The following is a 22,618-nucleotide window of genomic DNA, read 5'->3' as shown; positions in this document are numbered from 1 at the left end:
ATCATTCCTCCTAAAAACCTATACGGCACTGTTTATTCTCAGCTGCATTTATCATCTGCGGCATAGTAATATCTTCTGCTTCAAGCGTGGTAAGCAGTGTATCACTTATATGAGAGAGGTCCTTTTCAGTCAGTCTCTGTGACATATTCATAATAGCTGATTCAAGCAGGTTGCGCACAAAGCGTCCGTTGCCGAAATCGTGTATCTTCACTGCATCCTTGAAAATGCTCATAGCCTTTTCAGCCGCTTCGTCTGTGAGCTGCATACTCTTGTTTTTCAACATAAGTCTCAGTATATCCAGCAACTCGTTCTCATTATAGTCAGGGAAATCAACGTGAAACGCTATACGGCTGCGGAGCCCAGGGTTCTTATTAAGGAATTTCTCCATTTTATCAGGATAGCCAGCAAATATTACAACAGTATCATCACGGTTGTTTTCCATTTCCTGAACTATCGTATTTATTGCTTCATCACCGTAAAGACCGTCGCGGTCATCGACCAGTGAATACGCCTCGTCAATAAATAGCACTGAGCCTTTAGCTCTCTTGAAAGCAGCTTTGATAGTGGGGGCTGTCCAGCCTACATACTTACCAACGAGCTCAGAACGTCCGACTTCAACGAGCCAGCCCTTCGGAAGCAATCCGTTATCACGGTATATCCTTGCAACGAGCCTTGCAACTGTCGTCTTGGCTGTTCCTGGGTTACCGGTGAATATCATGCTCCTTGCTGGATTCCCGATGTTTATCCCGTGCTCCTTATAAACCTTATCGAGCTTGAAAAAGGATACTGTCTTGCTAATAACGCTCTTGACGTTGTCGAGCCCTATCATTTCAGCAAGCTCATCAGCTGCTTCACCTTCCGCCTCGTCTATTTTTCGCTCTGTTCTTGCACACGAAGCATAGGCTGGAAAAATGTTCGTCCTGATGTACTCGTTATAGTGATCATTGAATATTTCGTCAAGCTCGTTTATGTAATACGCATCTACCGAGCCGTCAAGACGCTCAAAAAGCTTATCGGTCACTTTTATCTGTTTTTCCTCTGCAAGCCTGGTCAGATAATTCTTACAATCATCTAAACCAACAGCCTTCTCCCGGAAGTTTACAAGCATGATCTCATTTTTCAGATGCACGGCGATCTTCTCCTCTGTCTTGACATCATGCCTTCTGAGGTTAAAAACAGTCAGTGTATCGTTTTTGTGTTTCAGTGCGTATCTGCAAGCATCTTCGATCATCTTTTCCGAATAATCAGCAAATTCGCTTTCCTTACGTGATGAGTTAACACTTATCATGACTGTTCCACCACTAATATTATCATAAGCCTGCTCAATAAGATCGCCGTGACATTTGCAATATAGCTTCTCATCTATAAATATAATTCTACCCGATTCTAATCTGTTTTCTTTCATAAGTGCAGAAACAAGATTATCAATCGTTGTTATTGTTCTTTCAGTATCATTTCCTTCAATAAGATAGTGTACAGGGTGACCGATAAATCTGTCAAGCGGTGATTTTGCTATACGGGAAGCTTCTTCAGCAAGATCAGGCATATATATCTTATTAGCATATTCCTCAAGATCAACAGCGTTTTCCACTGAAACAATGTGCTCATCAAGACGTGCATATCTCAATGCGTCGATTTTCATGAATTCTTCTATATCATCAGGAGTATCAACTGCGCAACGATTTCTCAGTGATTTTTTTACATTTTCAGCAGATACTTCTTTCTTTTTACATATTTCGCCCTCAAGTCCAAGCAAATTCCAGAAATTGTCAGTTTCAGTCTCAAAGTCCTTATTACTGCCGTTTCCTCCGATGATGAAAACGCACTCTGTCCTTCTTAGGTATGTAATACAACCGCAAAACTTTCCCATGTTTTTTTCACAGTAATCATCACACTTCACTGCAAGATCATCACAGAGATCTCTGCCTTCATCACTCCTCGTATCAATTGAATTCACAAGCTTGATCTTACATTCATAATATCTCATACACTTCCCCTTCCTGATTATTGGAGTCATTACTTCTTCTTATTCGTGTATTCCCTGTTCGGCGGATAGCTATTGATAACGTTAGTCGGATAAAAAGTACCGTACATATCAACCAACTCTGAAAAGTGATCCTACATAGGCTCATCTCTCGGATCAACAGGTGCATTGTATACGTAGTCATCATAATGCTCGCGGAAGTACTCCTTGCGTGCTGCTTTGCGCTCTTTTTTAGTCATAGTTATACCTCCCACTCAAATCTATCAGGATGTGAACACGTTTCTCTATTAGTATAATAACACAGTCAATGTCTTAATAAGAAGACATTGACTGTGTTATACTTCTATCAGAAGGAGGCGAATAATTATGAAAAAGCCAAGAATTCTTGTAACATCAGCCCGTGAAGCATTGAGATATGTTATGACGCATATCGACCATCCCGACCAGAATGATACCTACGCTGCAATTTCGATACAGGACACATGGAACGGTGGATTTGGTTTCCGGCTCACTGAGAATCGTTACTGCAAAGGCGTACTTACACTTTATTTTGATGACATTGAAGAACCCGACCACGGTTTCAAGCTATTTAAGAAAGAACAGGCACTTGATATTATCTACTTCATAAAAGAACACAAGAATGTTGATACGCTTCTCATACACTGCTATGCAGGGGTATCACGTTCCAAAGCCGTTGGAGTATTTGCACGGGAATACCTTGGAATACAGCCAACTAAAGACATCGTCTTCAATGATTATGTTTATTTTATGCTTAAACACGTTGCAGACGAGCTCGGAGAAAGTGAGGTCAAATATGAATGATATCTACAGCTATCTCAACTCAAAGGATGTTGAGGAACACTGCCGTAGTATAGACCATAAGTTCAACTCGCTCGAAAGCTGCTTTATTATCAACGACTGCTGCCGTATCAGCGTTCAGGAAAAGCACCGCATTTTCCGTGAGATCATGGAAACTATGCCTGACTCTGCTCTTTCTGACAGAATGACTAATGCTCTTGGTTACAACAGCTTCTATACTGCTCTCAAAAAGACTATCGAAGCAGAGGAGCATTATCTTGAACTGCTGAAACACAGTGGCAGCAATATGGTCTATACATACAAATATCGAAACGAAAAAATGAACGATTACTTTGAAGAAAATACTATTTTTTCTACTTATGATACCGCTTTAAGATCAATGTATAAGGATATCAAGTGTGAAATGGAATCTGAGCCTGACCTTGAATACTTTGGAGAAATGACAATGCGCGAGCTCGATACAGGCAAGCATATTGTTGCTGATTTCGACAAGAACGGAAGTATCATACGGATATACGGTTCATATGAACTCGAATACAGCGAGGAAAACGAGATCTTTGACTGGTGCTGGGTACATATCCCTGTTCCGTTCAAGGAGGGAGATATCCTTGTAGAAGCCAATAAATCATATACTCACAGAGACAAAATGGTTCTTACATCAGTCTGCTACTGGAACAGGGATGAAGAGGAAATGAAACGGCGTACAAGCTATTGGGATGTAACAGATATGACAGCTTATGGCTGCTGGGTCGATGACACAGGTCACTTGTACGATGAATGTGTCCATGATTACCATAATCTTGCTTACTGCAAAGATGAACTTACAGGAAGGGAACGTATTCTCACCGCACTGAGTGCTTGCAAACAGAGAAGAATTGACGATTCTATGCTGATCATAGCTTATGAAGCTGTTCAGAACGAAATCGCTATGAAAAGGACATTTCCCGGCTGGGATTATCTTGAAGAATACTACAAAACAGCAGGGATAGGTGACATTTATGAAAAACGCAGGCTTATCAAAGAATATGAAAGGAATAAATATGGAACAGATCACTTCTTTTATTGATTCACAGACTCTCAGGAGAATGCTCGAGAATAAAACGCTGCCTCCGGCTGTTGAATGTATACTAATAGCTCATTCCGCCTGCCGCTCGGTAACTGACAAGATCAATGCCAGTTGAAATACAAAAAAGCCGCAATTCATCGACTGCAGAATCAAAACGACCTTGGCGAGGATGCCAAGGTCGTTTTCTTTTCGTCTAATGTTGATATCATTCTTCGATTTTGTTAGGATGTTTCGGCTTGCGTTTATATGCCTTCTTATTTTCGGGAGCGACGCGCGTGACAGGGTTGAGCCCGTTCCAGTCACGGCGCTTGCTGTCATTCAGCTTTTTCTGCTCCTTCTTGCTCATTTTGTCAAAAGGAACGAATTTCTCCATTATTCTTCACCTGCCTTGAAGTTGTAGATAGGCTTGATAATCTCGTTTATCTCGACGGTATCGCCGATATTGTCAACGATGTCGTTCAGCGACTTGTACGCCATAGGGCACTCGTCAAGCGTTCCGGCGTTTACGGAAGTCGTATAGATACCGTCCATCTGCTTCTTGAACTCCGAAACAGTGAAGCTCTGCTTTGCCTCCGAGCGCGACATAAGACGTCCGGCACCGTGAGGAGCAGAACAGTTCCAGTCAGGGTTGCCCTTGCCTGTGCAGATAAGGCTGCCGTCACGCATATTTATCGGTATCAGGAGCTTTTCGCCTGCCTGAGCAGAAACTGCGCCTTTGCGGAGTATCATCGTATCTGTATCTATGTAGTTGTGGATAGTTGTGAACTGCTCTTCTACGTGGAGGTGCATACCCTTGATGATCTCGTCCATCATCGCCTGACGGTTTATCATGGCAAATCTCTGAACTATCTTCATATCGTGGACATACTGGTCAAAAAGCTCGCCTTCACAGTAAGAAAGATGCTTGGGGATACCGACCTTTCCGGTATTTTTAAGGCGCTTTATAGCTTCCTCTATCTTCTTCTCCTTGCCCATTTCCTTGTACATCTCTATGAGAGCCTTTACATCCTCCCTGTTCCGCGCAAGGTTGAAGAAAGCCTTTTCCTGATAATAGCTTGCAGTCTCGACTCCGAGATGACGCGAGCCCGAGTGGATAATGATGTAAATACAGCCGTCCTCGCCCTTGTCAGCCTCGATGAAGTGGTTGCCGCCGCCGAGAGTACCTATGCTCAACTCAGCGCGTGCCGACTTTATCTTATCGTAGCAGTAGAGTTCAGTGAGATCTATCTGCTCCGCATAGCGGTGCGCCTCTTCGCGGACCTTGAAGCCCGAGGGAATCTTTTCGTGGATGAGCTTGTCGAGCTTCTGAAGCTCGATGTGCTTCTCCTTGATGCGAATTGTCTCCATTCCGCAGCCGATATCCACGCCGACAAAATTGGGCACGACCTTATCGGTAACGGTCATAGTCGTACCGATAGTGCAGCCTGCGCCTGCGTGAACATCAGGCATTATGCGTATCTTTGCTCCTTCAGTCATAGGCTGATTGCATATCTCGGTAATCTGCGACATAGCGGTCTTTTCGATAACATCTGTAAACACCTTGGCGGTGTTGTATTTTCCTGTTAATTCAATCATAGTTTCCCTTTCCGAGTCTGCAAATGGGTACAAAAAAAGCACTCCCGCAGGAGTGCCTGACATATTTGTGCGCGCAAAAGCTCAGCACACGGCTGTACACATATGGCAAACTCCATGCTTTCTTGTTTTATTATTCAGTTTTGATGTCGGATATGAGTTATAGCTTTTAGTCATGGTGTTCACCGTCCTTTCGTAGAATATGGCTTTATTATAGCTGTGTACAGCTCGGTTGTCAAGTGTTTCCGCAAAATGTAACTGAACTGTAAACGAAAGGACGGTGTAAAATCAGTTTTGATCTATAAAATGAAGAGATACATACATTATTGCTTCACCATTACTTAGTTCTCCCCAAGCATCGACAAATATATGCAATTCATAGCGTCTCATTATACCGTTTTTCTTCTCATACAATACATATCTATCAGAATCGTGGAAAATTAGGATATAACCTTTAGTACGTCCCTTATTCATTACTGGCTTTAACCCCATGAAATCCTCTGCTTTTATTTTCTTCAGCAATTCATAGAATATGATATTATTGTCTACGCCTTCATATTCTGAGAGCCAATCCAATTCATATGTCCGCAAATAATAGTTTCTTCTCTCACTTTCTTCTAGAAACATAAAAATTCTTTTAATCAGTTCTTCAGCTGAACCCTTATCGACAGAATATTTGTCAATACCAAGCCGGCTGTATTTTTCAACATATTGCCTTTGAAAAGGAGTAAGGAGTTCAGGTGTGAATTGATATATCTGTTTACATACCCAAGGTGGAAGATTATCAGCTGAATTATAATGACTATTGTTATACTTTTTGCAACTGTTTCGGAACTCGCTAACGAGTTGCTTATGCGGCAGGCACCAACCATAATACTCATCATCATATATCTGACGATACTCTTTATTATAAACCAAATTGACGGCTTTATCGAAAACATCTTTGCAAACATCAATGTCTAGAATCCCATCATACAGATCTGAGAGATTGACCTGTTTTTTAAGAATATCTCCTTTAGTATTGATATATAGATATTTATTATCGTTTTCGCTGGCTTTATGTAATGATACTATAGCGATAGTACATTTCTCCGGCAAATCAGGAATAATTATACGAACATACATCATATAATAGCCGGCTTTGTACTCCGTACCATTATAATACCACACTTTTTTGAGGAATATCAGCATATTATCGCCGCGATAGCCGTTCAAGAGCTTGGGTGTACTTTCAACATAGTCCTCAGAATCCATCCAGCCTATTGATATCCTATCTCCTTTCGTCAGCGTTTCATATTCATTGTTGCAGGCATTAAGGTCGCCGACTACGTTTTCGACATCAAGGATATCTACAGTACATTTCGATGACGAGCCATCGTCTCCGTAATATTTATACTCTCTGGCATCGTTGACATATATTATAGTATTTATTCCAGCATACAGCTTGGCAAGATTTTCTTTCATCAATCATATTCCTCCATAAGAGTAAAAGTCGGAGCTTCGTTTCTTTTATAATTCACCAACATCAGGCGAATTCCACATTTCACCGCCGTATTCTATGTAGTACGAATAGAATTCCTTAATCCACCTGCGGTCATTCAAATTAAAATCGTATAATTTCCCGCCAAAATATAATGCCACATAATCAAATGAATTCTCAAATCTGCCAAGCGTTCCTCCGTCGCATAATGGTAGGATCCTGCATAGACACTCGAAACGCGAAGCAAACCTGCGGCGTATTACGTCCTCGGGAATATCGTGTCCGCCCTCGGAAACTCGTTTCGCAACGCGAGCTATATGTTCCTCGATCGTATCCAATCCAAGATAGATTATTTCGACTCTATATCCATGAGCTTTCGCTTTTTTGATAGTTCTTATGATCTGTTTTCCTGAAAGAGTGGTCTCCTGACAGAAATTTATACCGTTCTCGATACAGAAGTCTATCTCCTCGAGAGCTTTACGCCCTCCGGCGATGAGACTGCCATGCTCACGCGCGAGCTTGTCCGCGTCGATAATGCGTCCGAGCTTGTTTTCATCAGATGTGTACCACTCGATAAAAGTGCTTTTTCCTGCACCGTTTACGCCGGCAACTATCGTAAACTCTTTCTCATTATCGATTGCTTTTCTTACACTCATATAGATTCACAACCTTCAGCCCTTTTTCTTGCGACATTCTCACAGTTTGCGCAGTTCCGCCCTGCTTCTGCTTGTCATAGTAGCAGATGCAGTAGTCCGCAGCGCACTCAACGAGCCGTGCATTTCTCTTTCCCATGCAGCCCTTGAAAAAGCGCTCAGATGTATACTCGATACTGTCTGCACGGCTCAGAACGCTCTTGAAGTCGTATTTCTGAGTAGGTGTCCAGTTTCTTGTCTGTTCCTCGTTTGAACACGGGAGTACAAGATGCAGCTTGACCTCTGGATATTTACTGCGCAGCTTCAGTACATCCATCGCAGCTATCGTATCGAAGCCGCAGGCACCTCCTGCATAAAAATCTGTTATCCCTTCCTCAGCTATAAGCTTCTCGAGCACATTATACAGCCGCTCAGAAAGCTTTTTCGGGTTTTCGGATATTTCTCTGTGACCTGTAAAACAAGCGGATTTGTACATAGTGATATTTCTCCTATCGTTTTTTCTTGATTATCTGTTATTTGGAGATGAACTCCCACAGCTTTTCTTCATCTTCCTTGTCGAGGAATTCATCTATCTCCCTTGCGCCGTTTTCGTGTGTTTTGATGTATTTGCTCACGGCACCGATAAGCGCCTCATCTTCGGGAAGCTCACCCTCATACAGACCGACGTTTATCAGGGGAGACAACTCCTCCTGTCCGCAGTAATAGTGCTTGATAGAATGGCAGTCAACATATCGCCAGCGTTCTCCGCACATGTAGCCGTCTTCCATATAATGCAGGCATCCGGGAGTACAGCAATCCAGGTTATTATCATGCGTATAAACAACCACCGCGTGATGAGGCCTATGGAAAGGCTGGCAGTCCACGGTCAGGATATCGCCCTCTTTATAAGGCATTGGAAGGTACAACCTACCCATATCAGGACGATACCACATTTGAGATTCCGAATCAAGAACGCATTCGCTTCTGTCATTTTCCCAAGGGTAATAAACATTTATAATGTCAAGGTTTCCTGTGATAACATAATTAGCCTCATATTTGTATTCATTGTCCACAAGGCGATAACGTTCGATGACATACCAGAAATCATCATATTTTTTGTTTTTATAATCCTCTCCTTCAGCAAAAAAGCTTTCATGGTACCAGACAAACTCCTTATATGAATGGCAGGGCCATGTATGGTCTTCATAGAATTCGATACCATTTATGGTATACCGTCCTCTTTCAGTGACCTGGAAAAGAATGTCGGGGGACTCCTCATGAAGCAATTGCAGCCCGAGCTCATAGGCTTTTACTGTTGCAAGAACTATTTCATCCTGTTTGTCGCTCAGGTGCGGTCTGATCCTTTCAATTAATTCAAGCTTTTTTCTCAGATCAATTGGCAGACAGGGCACAATTTTAAAGCAGTCATAATCGCTGATATACTGCTCGCGGTTATCGTAGAGCCAGTTCCTGTAATACTCATCGCCAAAATAAGCGAGTAATTCTTTTAAGATTGCTGATAATTCCTTGTTCATTTATAACTCCTCCTGTACGCAGTAATAGTGCTTGATAAGAACGTATCAAGCTCATCAAATAACGGCTAAAGGTAATTGAAAATATCCACAGCTTTATCCTTTTTCAATTGAATCAATTATGATCCTATTCTCCATCGTATGTGATTCTGTGTATTTCTTCTGTCAAAGCATCAATCGCCATCTCATAATGTCTTCTTGTAAGTCTGATAGGTCTTTCCATATATCCTGTAATATGTATACCGGAACCGTTATACTCCTGGTCATAAATCATTACGTTTATCAGAAGTGACTTTTCGTCCAAAACGTTATGATATTCACCAGCTATACCATACGTCAATCCTTTTGTCAGCTGATATGCCGCATCATATTCCCAGTTTTTGCAGCCATATATTTCCTGACCATCAGATCTCTTAAAATAACTCATTTCTCTTATCAGCAAAATATCCTTTCTGTAACAATACTCTTCTTTAATTCGAGAACCAAAGTACTGCCATGTCTGAAAATACAGCCTTTTGAAATATGAAAAATCAAAGCAGTTATATTCAGATAAATAATAATTCATCATTTCCCAATTATAGATCAATTCTTCATTTTCTTCCATAGGTTCTGCATATATGATCTCTTCAGTCTCAGGTTTCTCTTCCTGTTCATATATTACTGTTCTGACGCATTCGTCATCAGCTTCAAAGGCTGAAAAAGAAACAGTATCCAATGCGGCATCTGTATTTCCGAATACCTCTTCGATGCTTCCGCTGCCGCTTATGATGATATGAGCCTTTCTTCCGGCAAATCGGTACAAGTATTGTATCATTTCATCAAGCTGTTCCTTTTTATCAGCAACGAGGTCAATATTTCTGATTATAAGGGTGACCCAGCCTACCGAATGATATATCTTTTCAAAGAGTTCATCAAGAGTTTCATCTCCGCTTAAGTCTCCTATACACGACTTTGCAATATAACGATAATAATCATAATTACGCTGAACAAAACTAACGGCTGAAAACATATCATTATAACAGTCTCCAAATATATTCTCACGCTCTTTTTCATAAATGAATCTTTCCAGTGTATTATCTGTCAGTTCTCTATCCCTGCTGTTTATATAAACAACCGATTTTTGAGACTGATGAAGGAATTCGAGCATATTCTTGTCAATTGTATTTCTCATAATACTCCCTCCTTAATGCTATAATCCTGTTATTTACTCATTTCAAGCCATACCCTTTGAAGGAGGGCGTACACATATTCATTGTATCCCTGCTCATTATTTGACGGGATATTGAGTAGTTCGCTGGCAAAAGCTCCGACTGCTTTTGAACGTGAAACGCCGGCAAAACAGTGAATGAGCAGCGTATCAACATCATTTTCATGCTTTTTAATGAACATTACAATGTCTTTAGCCTGATTCGGTGTTATCAGCTTCAGACCGTGCTCGGGCTCTTCGATATCATCAAAGTAAAGCGTGAGAACGTCCTTGCAGTATTTATTTGTCTTTAGTTCAAAGCCAAAGCCTCCCCCGATAGTATCCTGTATGGATATTGCAGCGTATTTATCAGTCTTTTCGGGAACTTCTGTAAGTCCTGGCTCGCAGAAATGCCTCATAACATAACGCAGCGCATTTCTTGCGGAAGTGACAAGTATTCTCGGCTTTTTCATTTTATCAGCCCCTTTATCTTCATCAAACTGTCAATATCTCCGTTACTGTACATTTCCAAAAAGTCTGCTATTCGTATCTCGCCCTTTAGCAGCCTGCTTAATACGATAAGTTCCTTTTTACTCTCCGGCAGTTCTTCTTCCGGACACAACTCTGTCTTGAGGATAAGAAAATGAAGATGCCCGAAGGCTCCTTTACATGAATGGAGTTGATCTTTATAGTATCCAAGGCAGTACAGGCACATATCTGTATCATCGCTGTGTTTCATGTAATCCGGCAACACTTTATAATGCTTAACGTCTGCGACAACTGCATAATTATCGCCCGATTTGACGATATCTCCTATCTCGTATTTATGCGGTATCTCTGCATATGCGTTTTGGACATTGTACTCGGCGTCTACATATTTGGAAATAAAAATGTCAATAATCTCTTTATGAGAATTCAGTTCAATGGTAAAAGGTTCAGTATCAACATAGTTAAATTCGCGCATGATTATTTTACAATCTTCGCCCTCCAACATTTTTGCGATTGCAATAGCTCTATTCAATTCAAAGCATATAGTACCATTTATTTCATAATCGTCCGCTTCTATCGTAAATACTCTGTAATGTTCACCATAGAACGAGGCATCATTTATGTTTTCAAGTAATCCCTGCTTAAATTCAATATACTCCTTCAAAGCCCATTTAAAATCTTCAGCGAAGCTGTTATATGCCCCTCTTTTAAAGTCTTCTGTTGAGTAATGTTCATATCTCTCCTGCAAAGCTGCAAGTTTATCATTGAAAGAACGACTGCGGCTCTGCGCGATAAGAATACATTCAACCGCCGGAGCGAGTGTCTGACCGCTCAGGTGCTGGCGGAGCGTTTTCGAGTCAATAAAATCAAGTACAGATGTTTTCATTTCTTATTTCTCCCTCATCAATCTTCTCAAGTCTATCGTGTTCATCTATCAAGGTAACAATGATAATGCTCGCTGTGGTCATATTTCACTATCGGCTCAGATTCCAGTTCAAAAGCCGTGCATATCTCAGCGAGATATTCGCTCCCGATATGCGGGCTCATATATATCACAGCCTTGCCCTTGGGGGTTATCTCCACGCGTCCTCTCGGATAGTAGTCGAATCCTACTTTTCTGCCGCAGGGGAGGATATGCTCCCACAGCTTTTTGTGGTTGTAGGTATTCCCGGATTTCGCGATTCCCTCTGGAATGCTGCCGTCAAAAGGATAGCATTGAAGTTTGTCGCCTATAAGCCAGAATATGCCTCTTTTCATACTATTCACCCTTGTACATAATAACGCGGACTTCTTTTCCCATTGTCCTCATATCTTCTATATTGCAAAACGTTCCTCTCGTCTTGCCGTCCCATAGCATAAGCCCAATATCAGCATCTTTTGCCATCGCTATATCCTTCCGCCTATAGAATTGGAATCCTGACATTCCTTCCGCAGGGATATGCTTCTCAGGAAAACCGCCAAGATTATTCCTTGTATTCTCTCCGCTGATATAGATCTCAACATTGGCGTATTGCCGCTTAGCAAGGTATTCCTGAACGAGCTTATCTGCTCCGAAGCAGTCGCCAATAACAATCTTGTCTTCTGCCTTGCAGATCGCATTAAGAGCAGATATCGTTTCAGCATTCAGCCCGCTTATGGTTTTTGAACCTCCAACAAATACTGTCATAACCTTCTCCAAAAGCTTGATATTGCAAATCCTTTGTTTCATCGATTTGATTATAACATATCAAAGCTTGTTTGTCAAGAGGTATTTACAGATTTGTTTGTCTGATTCTGCGAATTTTCGATTAACAAATATTATTTTTCACATTTTAGGATTTGGCATATCTTATAAGAATTGTGAATAAAGAAACAGCCACAGGATAGTACCTGTGGCTGTCTTTCAGAGTATACTATTATAGTTCATACGTCTATGTGATAGATCGAAGCGTCCGCCTCCTCGCCAGTTATTGCAAGAACTGCCGCCCTATAAGCGCTGAGCTGGTCCTCGTACTTGTGGTCGAGTGAGTTCGCCTCGGCATTCGTCTTGTAGTCGATGATGTGCCATTTGCCGTCCTTCTTATAAAGCAGGTCAATAACGCCGTTCCACAGCGCAAACGTCCCGTCAGCCTCTTCGGCTCTATGGCAAAACGGCACCTCGCAGTGGACTTCCTCTGCTCCGCTCAGCTCCGCCAGCAGATCGCTGCCAATACCGTTGCTCTGCGGATATCCGCCGCTGTTCATGCACTCATACACTTTTTTCAGCATATCCACGTATTCGTCCGAAGCATTATATTTCCCCACTATCTCAGCGGCGAGCTTTACGGGATCCGTTTGGCTTTTCGCAGAGACTAAGCACTCCATAAGCCTGTGTACCATAGTCCCCACAAGAGCTGCATTCGTGCGTATCTCCTTTGCACGCACCTCAGCATCGGCGTTATCCTCGAAATCATCCTCGGAGTCTATAACTGACTTCAGCTTTATCTGGCTCGGACGAATGATAGCATACGTCGGTTTTCCTGGCTCCGTTTCATTAAAGAGCGATGTTTTTTCTGCTTCGTCATAGAGCTCAGCAGCATTAGCCTCCGTACGCTGCGCCATATCCGTATCGTCAGCTTGATTTATAAGGCTGAATATGTCACCATCGGTATCGTACAACAGCGGTTCCCACGGATTTCCGTTTGCAGGTTCTCCCGAAGATTTTACAGCGTTGCTTATTATCAGCAGATTACGCGCTCGCGTCGCCGCAACGTACAGCAGGCGCAGCTTTTCGGCAGTCATTGATTCCTCCTCGTCGATAAATGCAGCCGGATAGCGCTCTGTTTCGGCTATTTTCGGCTTCTTCTGAGAGAGCGAGAATATGTAGCAGTCACTTCCGTCAGCATTATGCTCCGTGCGCTTGTCGGGTGAATGATCTGTTGTGTGAGGATCTGCCAGTATCACAACGGGAGCTTCAAGACCCTTGACCTTGTGCAGATTTGCAATGTGTACACGGTCGCTGTCACGCTGCAGGCTGATACAACGCTCCTGCGCGGATTCGTCGAGCAGATCACGCAGGAACGCCGCTCCGTCACGAACGCTTACGACCTCGCCCTGTACTTCCGCTGACCTTAGCAGTTCAAGCGCATAGTACAGGTATTCGAGATAAGCCGCTCCCGTCTTCTCGATGATACGCAGCTCGTCCATAGCAGCGCAGAACAGCGCAGCCGGTGTCATCGTGCGAGCCTTGACAGCCAGCTTTGCAAGCTTATCTTTGGCAGCCTTTATCTTCTCACACTCGGGTGCCTCGTTCTGATCTGATCCGAAAAGCGTAAGCCTGCCGCCGCTGTTCCTCAGCTCGATGAGCTCGCTGTCGCTAATGTTGAACACCATGCCGATCAGAGCGCTGTATACAGCCGTTTTATTATACGGATCAGCAGCCGCCTCCATAACAGGCACCATTGCGCACAGTGCAGGACAATCGCTGAACTCTATCTTGCCCTCGACCATTACAGGGATATTGCAGCGCTCGAATTCACGCAAAAACTTGGTGATGTGATTCTTGTTATTGACTATGACCATGAAGTCGCTAAATCGCACATTCCGTGCAGGAGCTTCATTACTGCTCTTTATAAGCTTATCCTTGTCACTGACAAGACCGCGTATTATCTTAGCGACCTGTACTTCGTCATCGACTATCGAATTGCGATTCATCTCCACATTATACGTCCAAACGCCTCCGATAAGGGAGCTGTCGTCCGTATCCTCTATCGGAATTGGACTGAATCTGCTTTGATGTGGCGTATCTTCGGGAAGCAGCCGCTTGAATGTGTCGTTGAACCAGTTTCTGAGTTTTGCAGTTGAACGGAAATTACGCGTCAGCTGCACTACCTCGCCAACACCGTTCTCAAACAGATGACGTACCTCCTTGAAAGCGGCTACGTCTGCCGAACGGAAGCGGTATATCGACTGCTTGGGGTCTCCGACAATGAACAGCGAGCCCTTGCGCGGAACGCATTCACGCCAGTTCGCAACAGGCTCTTCCGCTGTGAGATAGAAGAATATCTCTGCCTGCATAGGGTCAGTGTCCTGAAACTCATCGATGAGGAAATAGCTGTGACGGTCGAAGATGTGGCGTATGAGCTTGCCGCCGTTCTCCGTGTCCTTTTTCAGCATATCCCGGAGGTACAGCTTGTAATCAAAAAATGTCAGCTCGCCGTTTTTGCGAAGTTTCTCAGCTATCGCTCTTGCAGCCGAAACGAGGAAGTCCATTGTGAACGAGTACCTCAGCTCTGTCAGCGCTCTGAACAGGTCTGTTTCCTTTATCATGAACTGATAGTATGTCACTCTTTTTCCTGTGAATTCAAATAGCGACTCGTCGAGCACGCCTATCTCACTTGGTGAGCACGTCAACCTGAGCCCGTCCAGCTTGCCGAGGACGTAGCACACGTTGTCGATATTGCCGTTCCAAGGGCGGCTCAGCATATCGTATTTCTGCATAAGCAGTTTCTTGCTCTCGCGGCAGTCTCCAGTTCCCTCACTGATGGCTTCCGGGTGGCTGTAAAGGCAGCGCAGTGCATTTCTCACAGCAGTTATCTCATTGCTGAAAACGCTCTCGATGTCTGTATCATCAGGCATTTCATAAATGAAACGCGATGCTCTCGCTTCTATTATTTCGGGAATAAACGCGGCAAAAACCTCGCTGGGGCGATTCTGGACTGACCTGAAACGCTCGTACTTCGCAAAAAGCTCATCGCCGTATTCGCGCCTGAGTATAGTTGAATATTCCCGGCGGTAGACCGTTCTCATCTCATTCTCGCTCTTGACCGCCGAATCGGAGGGGATACCGCCCTCAACAGGGTGCTCGTGAAGTATCAGGTGCGAGAAGGAATCTATCGTACCCATAAAGCATAGGTCGATGTCACGGAGCGCCTCAGCGCATCTCACTCTTTCTGCGAGTTCGACTTTTTCATCAGCCGAAAGGCGTATCAGTTCCTTCTGGAAGCGCTGGTAAAACTCCCTTGCAGCAGCTTTTGTGAAGGTGATAGCGGATATTTTCCCAACAGGGATACCGGCTCTGACCATAGCAGTCATGCGCTGAACGAGCTGAGTGGTCTTGCCGGAGCCTGCACCTGCTTCAACGAAGAAATTGGTGTCTATCTCAGTTGAAATACGTTCTCTTGCGAGCTTGTCCATATCAGTCATCGTTCTTCACCTCCTTGCAGATCCCTGCGAATCCGCAGTATCGGCAATTATCCTTCACTTCAGTCCTTCTGAAATCGGCGTTGCCAACTCCGTAAGCAAAGCTCTCTATCATATGCTCCAGTTCATTTCTGATCTGTTCGTTATATTCGCATTTAACTGACCTTTTGTCACGCAGATAGCGGTATTCGCCGCCGCTTACCGTAATACCTTTTGACTTTTCGAGCATGGCCGCGTAGAGGAGCACCTGCATACACGAAGCAGTGTCATTCTCTACATGGGAGATCTTGCGGCTCGTCTTGAAGTCGACAATAACGTGTTGACCGTCAGGTGTTTTCTCCAGCCTGTCGAGCCTGCCCTGGAGTTTTATGCCCCCAAACTCAACGGGCTCAATATCGCACTCAGACTCCTCCACAGTATTCTCTTTTCTGCTGTCGAAGCCGTTTTCGACCATTTGCATTATTTCTTCACGTTCGCGGACAACATCAGGTGCGTTCACAGGAGGACGTGACGTCAGAAAAGCGTCAAAGCGACGTTTTGCCTCGGAAAGCAGTTCCTCTCTCGACCATTTCTGCTCAGCTGAATCCTTCATCAGGTCATGGATGAGGATACCGCGGTCAAGCGCACCAATAACAGTGAAAACGTCATCCTCCTCGGGCTCCTCAAGCCTAAGGATCTTTGAGAAATAGTATTTTCTCGGGCAGGATAAATAAGCCTCGACAGAACTCGGCGAGAAAGTCTTGTCAAGGCTGACAGAAGCCGCCGTCTCTGCCTTTTCTTCGGTCGCCGTTCCGATGATCTTATCTCCGTTATTATACGCTCTTCCTATCAGCCTTTGAGCCGAAAAGCTGTCATCGAAGAAGCCGACACGACTTACGCTGTTCCTGAGATCATCGAGAGTTGAAGTATCGCCGTTTTTCGCCCTGAATATCTCGAAGAGCTGAGACGAAGCGTTCGACTCCTTTAGCTCTGCTGTATCATAACCTGAATAGGAAAGATGAACAGTATTTTTGAGTGCCGAGGCTATTGTTATAAGGTCGTTGAGTGATTTTTTTCTGTTGTTTATGACAGCCTCAGAAGTCGGCGCAGCACTGTCATACAGCAGAAAATCGCCGTCGGGGACAAGGTAGTTCTCAGCCGGTGAGCCGGGGAAAATGTCGGCGGACAGCCCCGCAATGAAAAGTTTGCTCCTGAGACTGCACATCGCCTGTTTGATGCCGGTCACATGAAGCGCTCCTTCACGGCTGTTCTCGCTGCACACGCTTTTGCGCAAAAGCTGAGGTATTATATCGACCGCATTTCCGCCTGACAGCATGGTATACGCGTCAATTTCGTCGCAGACCGCCTTGACCGCCGAACGGTCAATTCGTCCGCTTGCGCCGTCGCGTATAACCGCATAGTTTTTGACGATATATGATATACCTCGCTCGAACTGTGCCGCGATCAGCCTTGCTGACTCTGCGAACTCACTGTTTTGTGGAAAGCTGTTCAGATAAGCCGAAAGACGGCTGTCGTTCTTGGCCTTGCTGCCGGAAAGGCGCATAGTGCCCGCAAAATCAACGAGTGTTCGGAGCTGTCTTTCATCGTTTACGGCGAGGTCCTCAATGAGCCCCTGACGGTCGAAGCATTCGCTGAAAATGACGTCAAACAGAGCGTCACGGCCGTGTGCTCCGCTTGTTTCCCATTTCATAAGGTCTCTCAGCAGACCGGCAGCCGTCGTATTAGTCAGCGGTATCCCACAGCCAAATGTTATCGGGATACCGTATCTGCCGGCTAAGTCGTAGAAAAGCTGGGAATACTGCGCTGTATCTGTAACAGCAACAACACATTCGTCGAAGGGAGTACCGTTTCTGAGTATCATATCTATTATGTGCTCGACCTCGTTCGCAGCACCGTATGCCTCTGTTATATCGCAATAGTCCACGATACCTGTCTCGACATTGAACAGCTCACGGAGACTGACCTGCCTGTATCTGCCGTCAGAGACTACGCCTGTGAGAACAGCTTCAAGCGGCGTTATCGGGTACTCGCTGAGTGTTATGAAGTCAGAATTGATGGGCTCGGCATTTTCAACTGCACGCCTTATGAGCTGTATCCCGTCGATCAGTCCGTGCGCCTTCAGCTCGGCTATGTACCTGTCGTAGACTTCACCAAGAGCCATGCTGTTCTCGCGGAACTCACCATGTGAGAGCTTGTCGTGCAGTGCCGTGCTCTCGTCGGAAATGATAAGCTTACGCAGCGTATCGAGAGCCACAGCAATGTTCTGTGCATCTGCAAAGGAAGCTGACGAGAAATAGCTGATATCGTTCAAAAAGCTGAAGATAAGCGCAGGCTCGTCTGCTGACCTGATGAATGTCTCTGCGGTAGTCTTTCCGCTTCTCATCAAGGCTGTCTCTGCGAGCTCAGTGCTGCTCATGACGCGCATACACAGCGTATTCACGCCGTGACGCGCAAGGCTCCTCAGGAGCTCAGTCCCATTTGCTCCTGGAGCCAGTATAATAGTTTCTCTCATAATTTCGCCTCGTTTCGGGAATGTATAGTGTATAAACGACTGAAAATTATTATTTTATACTATTATACTATATGCTCATGGTATTGTCAATCCATGTTAAGGAAATATCAAATCAGCCACTTTTCACGCTTAAATCTAACTGTTTCAGCTATCATAATATTTAATATTATATCTCGGGTATTGACAAATCCGTTGTTTCGTGATAGAATAAAAATAAGGATTGATAATATCAAACAAAGGAGGCTTCCCTGTGGATTCATATAATGTAACTGTACTAAAAAAGAGAGACACCTCAAAAGCTGCCGTTCTTCTGCAAAGGACATTCAAGGATAATACGCTGAGATCGAATTACTCGGCGGCATACGTAATAGCTAAGACGCGAGGCAATATACCGAAGGATTTTGACGCTTTTCTTGAAGAGTACCCTGTCAGACCACAGGTATCCCCCGTGTTGATGAACACGCTCGGAAATAAGTGGGAGGTCTTACACTCGCTTGTAAGCAACTGCAAATGTGAGGACTATGCGGCATATCTGCTGTTTGAATCGTTCTGTACTCATCCGAGAGAATACAGTGAAACGCCTGCAGGGCTTTCAAGGCTGTCTGCACGGCTGCTGGAGATATCTCCCGACAACAGACTGGCTGACCTGTGTGCAGGTCAATCCTCATTTATCCGCGAATGTCGTGTCCTCGGCTATGAAAACGACTGCACTGAAAGCGAGATAAATGCCGAACATCGCGTGATAGCAATGATGAGAGCTGATATCCTCGGTGGGAAAATAACTGTTACTTCTGAGGATTCGCTCAAGCTCGAGGGCGAGTACGACAAGATATTCTGTCATAGTCCAATGGGAGTAAAATGGAAGTTTTTCGACCCTTATTGCAATCATTCCGCCTCTGCCGACTGGCTTTTTGCAGGTAAGTGCATTGAGCTCATGGCTGATAACGGAAAAGCAGTATGCGTATTCATGAACAGCACTTTATGGAACCAGTCAGACAGCAAATGGCGGGAAAAGTTCGTATCCTCGGGATATATAGAGACTATAGTCGCACTTCCGACCAATCTTTACAGCGAAACATCTGTATCATCATCATTGGTAGTGTTCAGCAAATCGAACAATTCAGTGAATATGATAGATGCAACAGAGATATTTACGCCTGTTCGCCGCAGAAACACACTTTCTGATGAAAATGTCGAGGAAATTCTCGGACTTCTCGGCAAAAAATGCGGAAACAGCCGCACAGTAGGCTATGACGAGATCGCAGGTAACAATTACGACCTCTATCCCAAAAGCTATACGGAGGAAGTCAAGGTCGAAAAGGATTCTGTTCCGTTCTCCGAACTCATAACAAGAGTTACACGCGGTGCGCAGATAAAGGCAGGAGACCTGGATTCGCATTTCAGCGAAAGCGAGACAGATACGCGCCTTCTGATGCTCTCCGATATGAACAAAGGCGTCATTTCAAATGATTTGACATATCTTAAAGGACTGGACAAGCGCTATGATAAGTATTGTGCAACTGACGGCGCATTAGTTATGACAAAGAACGGATTCCCTGTCAAGACTGCGATAGTCAGCCTTGAAGAAAGTCAGCGCTATCTTGTGAACGGCAATCTGTATATAATCGAGATCGATGAGTCAAAGACAGATCCGTTCTATCTCAAGGCTTATCTTGACAGCCAGCAGGGACAGGCACAGCTGCGCAGTATCCTTGTCGGTACTGCAATACTGAATCTGCCCATTGAAGCGCTCAAAGGGCTTATGATACCTATGTGTTCAATGACTGAGCAGAAAAGGATCAGTGAAAAGTATATCAAGAAGCAGCAGGAAATCATCAAATTACAGGAGCAGCTCGAAAAGGCTGAAAAGGAGCTCACCGAATTCTTTCTTGTGAGCGAATAAGAAGGTGATTATTTGGATGAATGTATCTCCATATTCAAAGCGTGGCTTCTGTCGCGTGATGGGATAGCTATACCGGTTTATAAGCATCCGAATCCGGAATATCAATTTAATGAGATACTTCTTTTGGCAAAAGAATACGGAGACGAAGCGGTAAAAATACTCTGTGAAGAATACGAAAGTTCTCCTTCGGAAAGGAGCTTGCACAGCGTGGTGAGATAAAGACCGATTTCGGGGAAACTCTTTCGTGGGAATATCTTTGCTATGTCAGAGAACACCAGATAAAATGGAAAATCCCCACCGAGATACTCTATGGTGAAAATGATGGTCTGACGAGCCTTGAAACCATAACTGCATTTGCTGAAAGGATGGGCGCTGGTCTGACGATCATGCCCGGCGGCGAGCATTGGTTTCACACCGAGGAGCAGATGCGGTTTCTGACAGAATGGCTGACGGAAAGGAGATAAAACCATGACCGACCGCTATCGTGACATAAAGCAAAAGCTGTGTAAATATGCCGAGCAGGACAAGGATATGAAAGCGGTGATAGCCATAGGCTCATCGACACGTTCCAATGTGCCTGCCGATGATTTTTCCGACCTTGACCTTATCATCGTGACAAATGCCCCCGACAGGTGGTATTCGGGGGAATATCCTGCGCTTTTGGGGAATGTGAGCATTTCATTTATAGAGCCTACCCTCGGCGGAGGCAAAGAGCGCAGATGTATTTATGAAGAAGACAGGGACGTGGATATGATAATATTCACCCCCTTGCAGTTTGAAAATGCGCTCAAAGAGGGCGTTGCCGAATGGGTGATGAACAGAGGGTGGATACTTCTTTATGACGTCGGCGGTTATGCGGAAATGATACCGCAGTTTGTAAAACTTGAAGTACATCATGCCGTAATGACAAAAGAAGAATATGAAAATACGGTCAATGACTTTTTCTTCCACAATATATGGGCTTGCAAGAAGCTGAACCGTGGCGAACTTTGGTCGGCGAAAATGTGTATTGACGGCTATCTTAAAGAGCACCTGCTTAAAATGATCGGGCAGTATCAGCTTTGTTTTGGAGATACGGATATATGGCATGATGGAAGATTTCTTGACCGTTGGGCAGACAGCTGCATACTTGATGAACTTAAAGACTGTTTTGCACACTACGACACCGATGATTGCAGGCGTGCATTATTGTCAACGCACAAGTTGTTTGCAAGGCTGGCGAGAACTGTTGCCGACAATAGAGGTCTCGCATATCCCGAAAAAGCAGAGGCGTGTGCAATGTCATATATGACCGGAACGATCAATAAAGAGATGTAGTTATGGAAGGAAAGCTGACAGTATATTTTGACGAGTCGTTCTGGGTAGGGGTATTTGAACGCTGTGATAACGGTAAGCTGTCTGTGTGTAAGATCACATTTGGTGCAGAGCCGAAGGAACAGGAAATATATGCGTTCTTACTCAGACATTACACCGAACTGCGTTTCAGTCGGGAAGTAAATATAGACAAGCGCAAAGCGGCGGATAATCCCAAGCGCAGACAAAGGAACGCAAGAAAACAGATGGAGCAAACGGGCATCGGCACAAGATCGCAGAGGGCTTTGCAAATGCAGCTTGAACAGAATAAACAGGAGCGCAAGGTCAAGAGCCGTGAACAGAAGCTTGCAGACAAGAGACGGATATTTGAAATAAAACAGCAAAAGAAAAGAGAAAAGCACAGAGGGCGATGATGAACTGTACTTCCGTGATTTAAGATATCGTATAAGACAGTTGGGAGAAGTGTGATGTATATTGTCAAAGCAGAGGAAAATCAGGTAGAAAAAATCGTAGATATGTCTATCAGTGCTTTTGAAACAGACGTAAATGTTGGCGGAACAAAAGATGACTGTCCGCCTGAATATGATTCGGTAGAATGGCATAAACAAATGATCCGGGAGGGGCATTTGTATCAAGCAATGATAGGAAAAGATCTGGTTGGGGCAGCCATTATATTCCAAGATGAAATAAAAAACAGTATATACATTGGCAGAATATTTATTGATAGCATCTATCATAGAAAAGGTTACGGAATTCGTTTGATGGAATGTATAGAAAAGAATTTCCCAAGTGCTGCTGAGTTTGATCTGGATACCCCATGTTGGAATGAGCGGACAAATGCTTTTTATAAAAAATTAGGCTATCGTATCATAAAAATTGAGGATGGATTCGTCTTTTACCGGAAAAGAAAAAGCGAACCGAATGGAGAACGTTACTGACAAATCGGAGTTTGCCAAGCCGTTTATATAG

21 protein-coding genes and 1 pseudogene are annotated in these 22,618 nt (G+C 44.2%); 8 read left to right on the top strand and 14 right to left on the bottom strand.

Going from position 1 to position 22,618, the window contains the following annotated elements:
* Positions 1 to 10 precede the first annotated feature (10 nt).
* Positions 11 to 1,987: an AAA family ATPase gene (locus BMX22_RS12765; protein WP_074742813.1), complete on the bottom strand. Its 1,977-nt coding sequence runs from the start codon at positions 1,985 to 1,987 to the stop codon at positions 11 to 13.
* A 363-nt stretch (positions 1,988 to 2,350) separates the two neighbouring features.
* Here BMX22_RS12765 and BMX22_RS12760 point away from each other — a divergent pair, with 363 nt between their 5' ends.
* A complete protein-coding gene (locus BMX22_RS12760) occupies positions 2,351 to 2,806 on the top strand; it encodes a hypothetical protein (protein WP_074742812.1) in 456 nt (151 codons plus the stop codon).
* Complete coding sequence (locus tag BMX22_RS12755; RefSeq protein ID WP_074742811.1) at positions 2,799 to 3,869, top strand: hypothetical protein; 1,071 nt, start codon at positions 2,799 to 2,801, stop codon at positions 3,867 to 3,869. The genes BMX22_RS12760 and BMX22_RS12755 overlap by 8 nt, the downstream gene beginning before the upstream one ends.
* 205 nt (positions 3,870 to 4,074) lie before the next feature.
* On the opposite strand, the gene BMX22_RS16545 is transcribed toward BMX22_RS12755, so the two are convergent.
* The 13 genes from BMX22_RS16545 to BMX22_RS12695 form a co-directional block, all read right to left on the bottom strand.
* A complete protein-coding gene (locus BMX22_RS16545; protein WP_177173031.1) occupies positions 4,075 to 4,242 on the bottom strand; it encodes a hypothetical protein in 168 nt (55 codons plus the stop codon).
* A complete protein-coding gene (locus BMX22_RS12750) occupies positions 4,242 to 5,444 on the bottom strand; it encodes an RtcB family protein (protein WP_074742810.1) in 1,203 nt (400 codons plus the stop codon). Before BMX22_RS12750 ends, BMX22_RS16545 begins: the two co-directional genes overlap by 1 nt.
* Before the next feature lie 285 nt (positions 5,445 to 5,729).
* Complete coding sequence (locus BMX22_RS12745; RefSeq protein ID WP_074742809.1) at positions 5,730 to 6,905, bottom strand: hypothetical protein; 1,176 nt, start codon at positions 6,903 to 6,905, stop codon at positions 5,730 to 5,732.
* 45 nt (positions 6,906 to 6,950) lie between these two features.
* Entirely contained in the window at positions 6,951 to 7,577 is a 627-nt protein-coding gene (locus tag BMX22_RS12740; RefSeq protein ID WP_074742808.1) for a zeta toxin family protein, read from the bottom strand.
* Positions 7,552 to 8,049 (bottom strand): SLOG family protein, encoded by a 498-nt coding sequence (locus BMX22_RS12735; RefSeq protein ID WP_074742807.1) that lies wholly within the window; start codon positions 8,047 to 8,049, stop codon positions 7,552 to 7,554. The genes BMX22_RS12740 and BMX22_RS12735 overlap by 26 nt, the downstream gene beginning before the upstream one ends.
* A 37-nt stretch (positions 8,050 to 8,086) precedes the next feature.
* Positions 8,087 to 9,088, bottom strand: a complete 1,002-nt coding sequence (locus BMX22_RS12730) for a hypothetical protein (RefSeq protein WP_074742806.1) — start codon at positions 9,086 to 9,088, stop codon at positions 8,087 to 8,089.
* A gap of 124 nt (positions 9,089 to 9,212) precedes the next feature.
* Positions 9,213 to 10,256 carry a hypothetical protein gene (locus tag BMX22_RS12725; RefSeq protein ID WP_074742805.1) on the bottom strand — a complete coding sequence of 348 codons (1,044 nt, stop codon included), beginning with the start codon at positions 10,254 to 10,256 and terminating at the stop codon, positions 9,213 to 9,215.
* 29 nt (positions 10,257 to 10,285) lie between these two features.
* Positions 10,286 to 10,744, bottom strand: coding sequence for a hypothetical protein (locus tag BMX22_RS12720; RefSeq protein ID WP_074742804.1), 459 nt, complete (start codon positions 10,742 to 10,744; stop codon positions 10,286 to 10,288).
* A complete protein-coding gene (locus BMX22_RS12715; protein WP_074742803.1) occupies positions 10,741 to 11,646 on the bottom strand; it encodes a hypothetical protein in 906 nt (301 codons plus the stop codon). Before BMX22_RS12715 ends, BMX22_RS12720 begins: the two co-directional genes overlap by 4 nt.
* A 41-nt stretch (positions 11,647 to 11,687) precedes the next feature.
* Entirely contained in the window at positions 11,688 to 12,017 is a 330-nt protein-coding gene (locus tag BMX22_RS12710; RefSeq protein WP_074742802.1) for a hypothetical protein, read from the bottom strand.
* Between the two features lies 1 nt (position 12,018).
* Complete coding sequence (locus BMX22_RS12705) at positions 12,019 to 12,426, bottom strand: hypothetical protein (protein ID WP_074742801.1); 408 nt, start codon at positions 12,424 to 12,426, stop codon at positions 12,019 to 12,021.
* Between the two features lie 236 nt (positions 12,427 to 12,662).
* The gene (locus tag BMX22_RS12700; RefSeq protein WP_074742800.1) at positions 12,663 to 15,923 is read right to left on the bottom strand and encodes a UvrD-helicase domain-containing protein; all 3,261 of its coding nucleotides are present in this window, start codon (positions 15,921 to 15,923) and stop codon (positions 12,663 to 12,665) included.
* Positions 15,916 to 18,432: a PD-(D/E)XK nuclease family protein gene (locus tag BMX22_RS12695; protein WP_074742799.1), complete on the bottom strand. Its 2,517-nt coding sequence runs from the start codon at positions 18,430 to 18,432 to the stop codon at positions 15,916 to 15,918. Before BMX22_RS12695 ends, BMX22_RS12700 begins: the two co-directional genes overlap by 8 nt.
* A 250-nt stretch (positions 18,433 to 18,682) precedes the next feature.
* Here BMX22_RS12695 and BMX22_RS12690 point away from each other — a divergent pair, with 250 nt between their 5' ends.
* The 6 genes and pseudogenes from BMX22_RS12690 to BMX22_RS12670 all read left to right on the top strand — a co-directional run bounded on the left by BMX22_RS12690 (position 18,683) and on the right by BMX22_RS12670 (position 22,587).
* Positions 18,683 to 20,335 (top strand): N-6 DNA methylase, encoded by a 1,653-nt coding sequence (locus tag BMX22_RS12690; protein WP_074742798.1) that lies wholly within the window; start codon positions 18,683 to 18,685, stop codon positions 20,333 to 20,335.
* A gap of 12 nt (positions 20,336 to 20,347) precedes the next feature.
* Positions 20,348 to 20,554, top strand: a complete 207-nt coding sequence (locus tag BMX22_RS16180) for a hypothetical protein (RefSeq protein WP_143055533.1) — start codon at positions 20,348 to 20,350, stop codon at positions 20,552 to 20,554.
* A pseudogene (locus tag BMX22_RS17070) lies at positions 20,530 to 20,799 on the top strand (alpha/beta hydrolase); the annotation flags it as partial. The gene BMX22_RS16180 and the pseudogene BMX22_RS17070, both read left to right, overlap by 25 nt.
* Before the next feature lie 4 nt (positions 20,800 to 20,803).
* A complete protein-coding gene (locus BMX22_RS12680; RefSeq protein ID WP_074742796.1) occupies positions 20,804 to 21,652 on the top strand; it encodes an aminoglycoside 6-adenylyltransferase in 849 nt (282 codons plus the stop codon).
* Between the two features lie 2 nt (positions 21,653 to 21,654).
* Entirely contained in the window at positions 21,655 to 22,062 is a 408-nt protein-coding gene (locus tag BMX22_RS12675; protein ID WP_074742795.1) for a YjdF family protein, read from the top strand.
* 54 nt (positions 22,063 to 22,116) lie between these two features.
* Positions 22,117 to 22,587, top strand: a complete 471-nt coding sequence (locus BMX22_RS12670; protein ID WP_074742794.1) for a GNAT family N-acetyltransferase — start codon at positions 22,117 to 22,119, stop codon at positions 22,585 to 22,587.
* The last annotated feature ends 31 nt before the right edge of the window (positions 22,588 to 22,618 follow it).

The organism is Ruminococcus sp. YRD2003 (assembly GCA_900109435.1).
Lineage (GTDB): Bacteria > Bacillota > Clostridia > Oscillospirales > Ruminococcaceae > Ruminococcus > Ruminococcus flavefaciens_G.
This window is presented reverse-complemented; position numbering and strand designations above follow the sequence as displayed.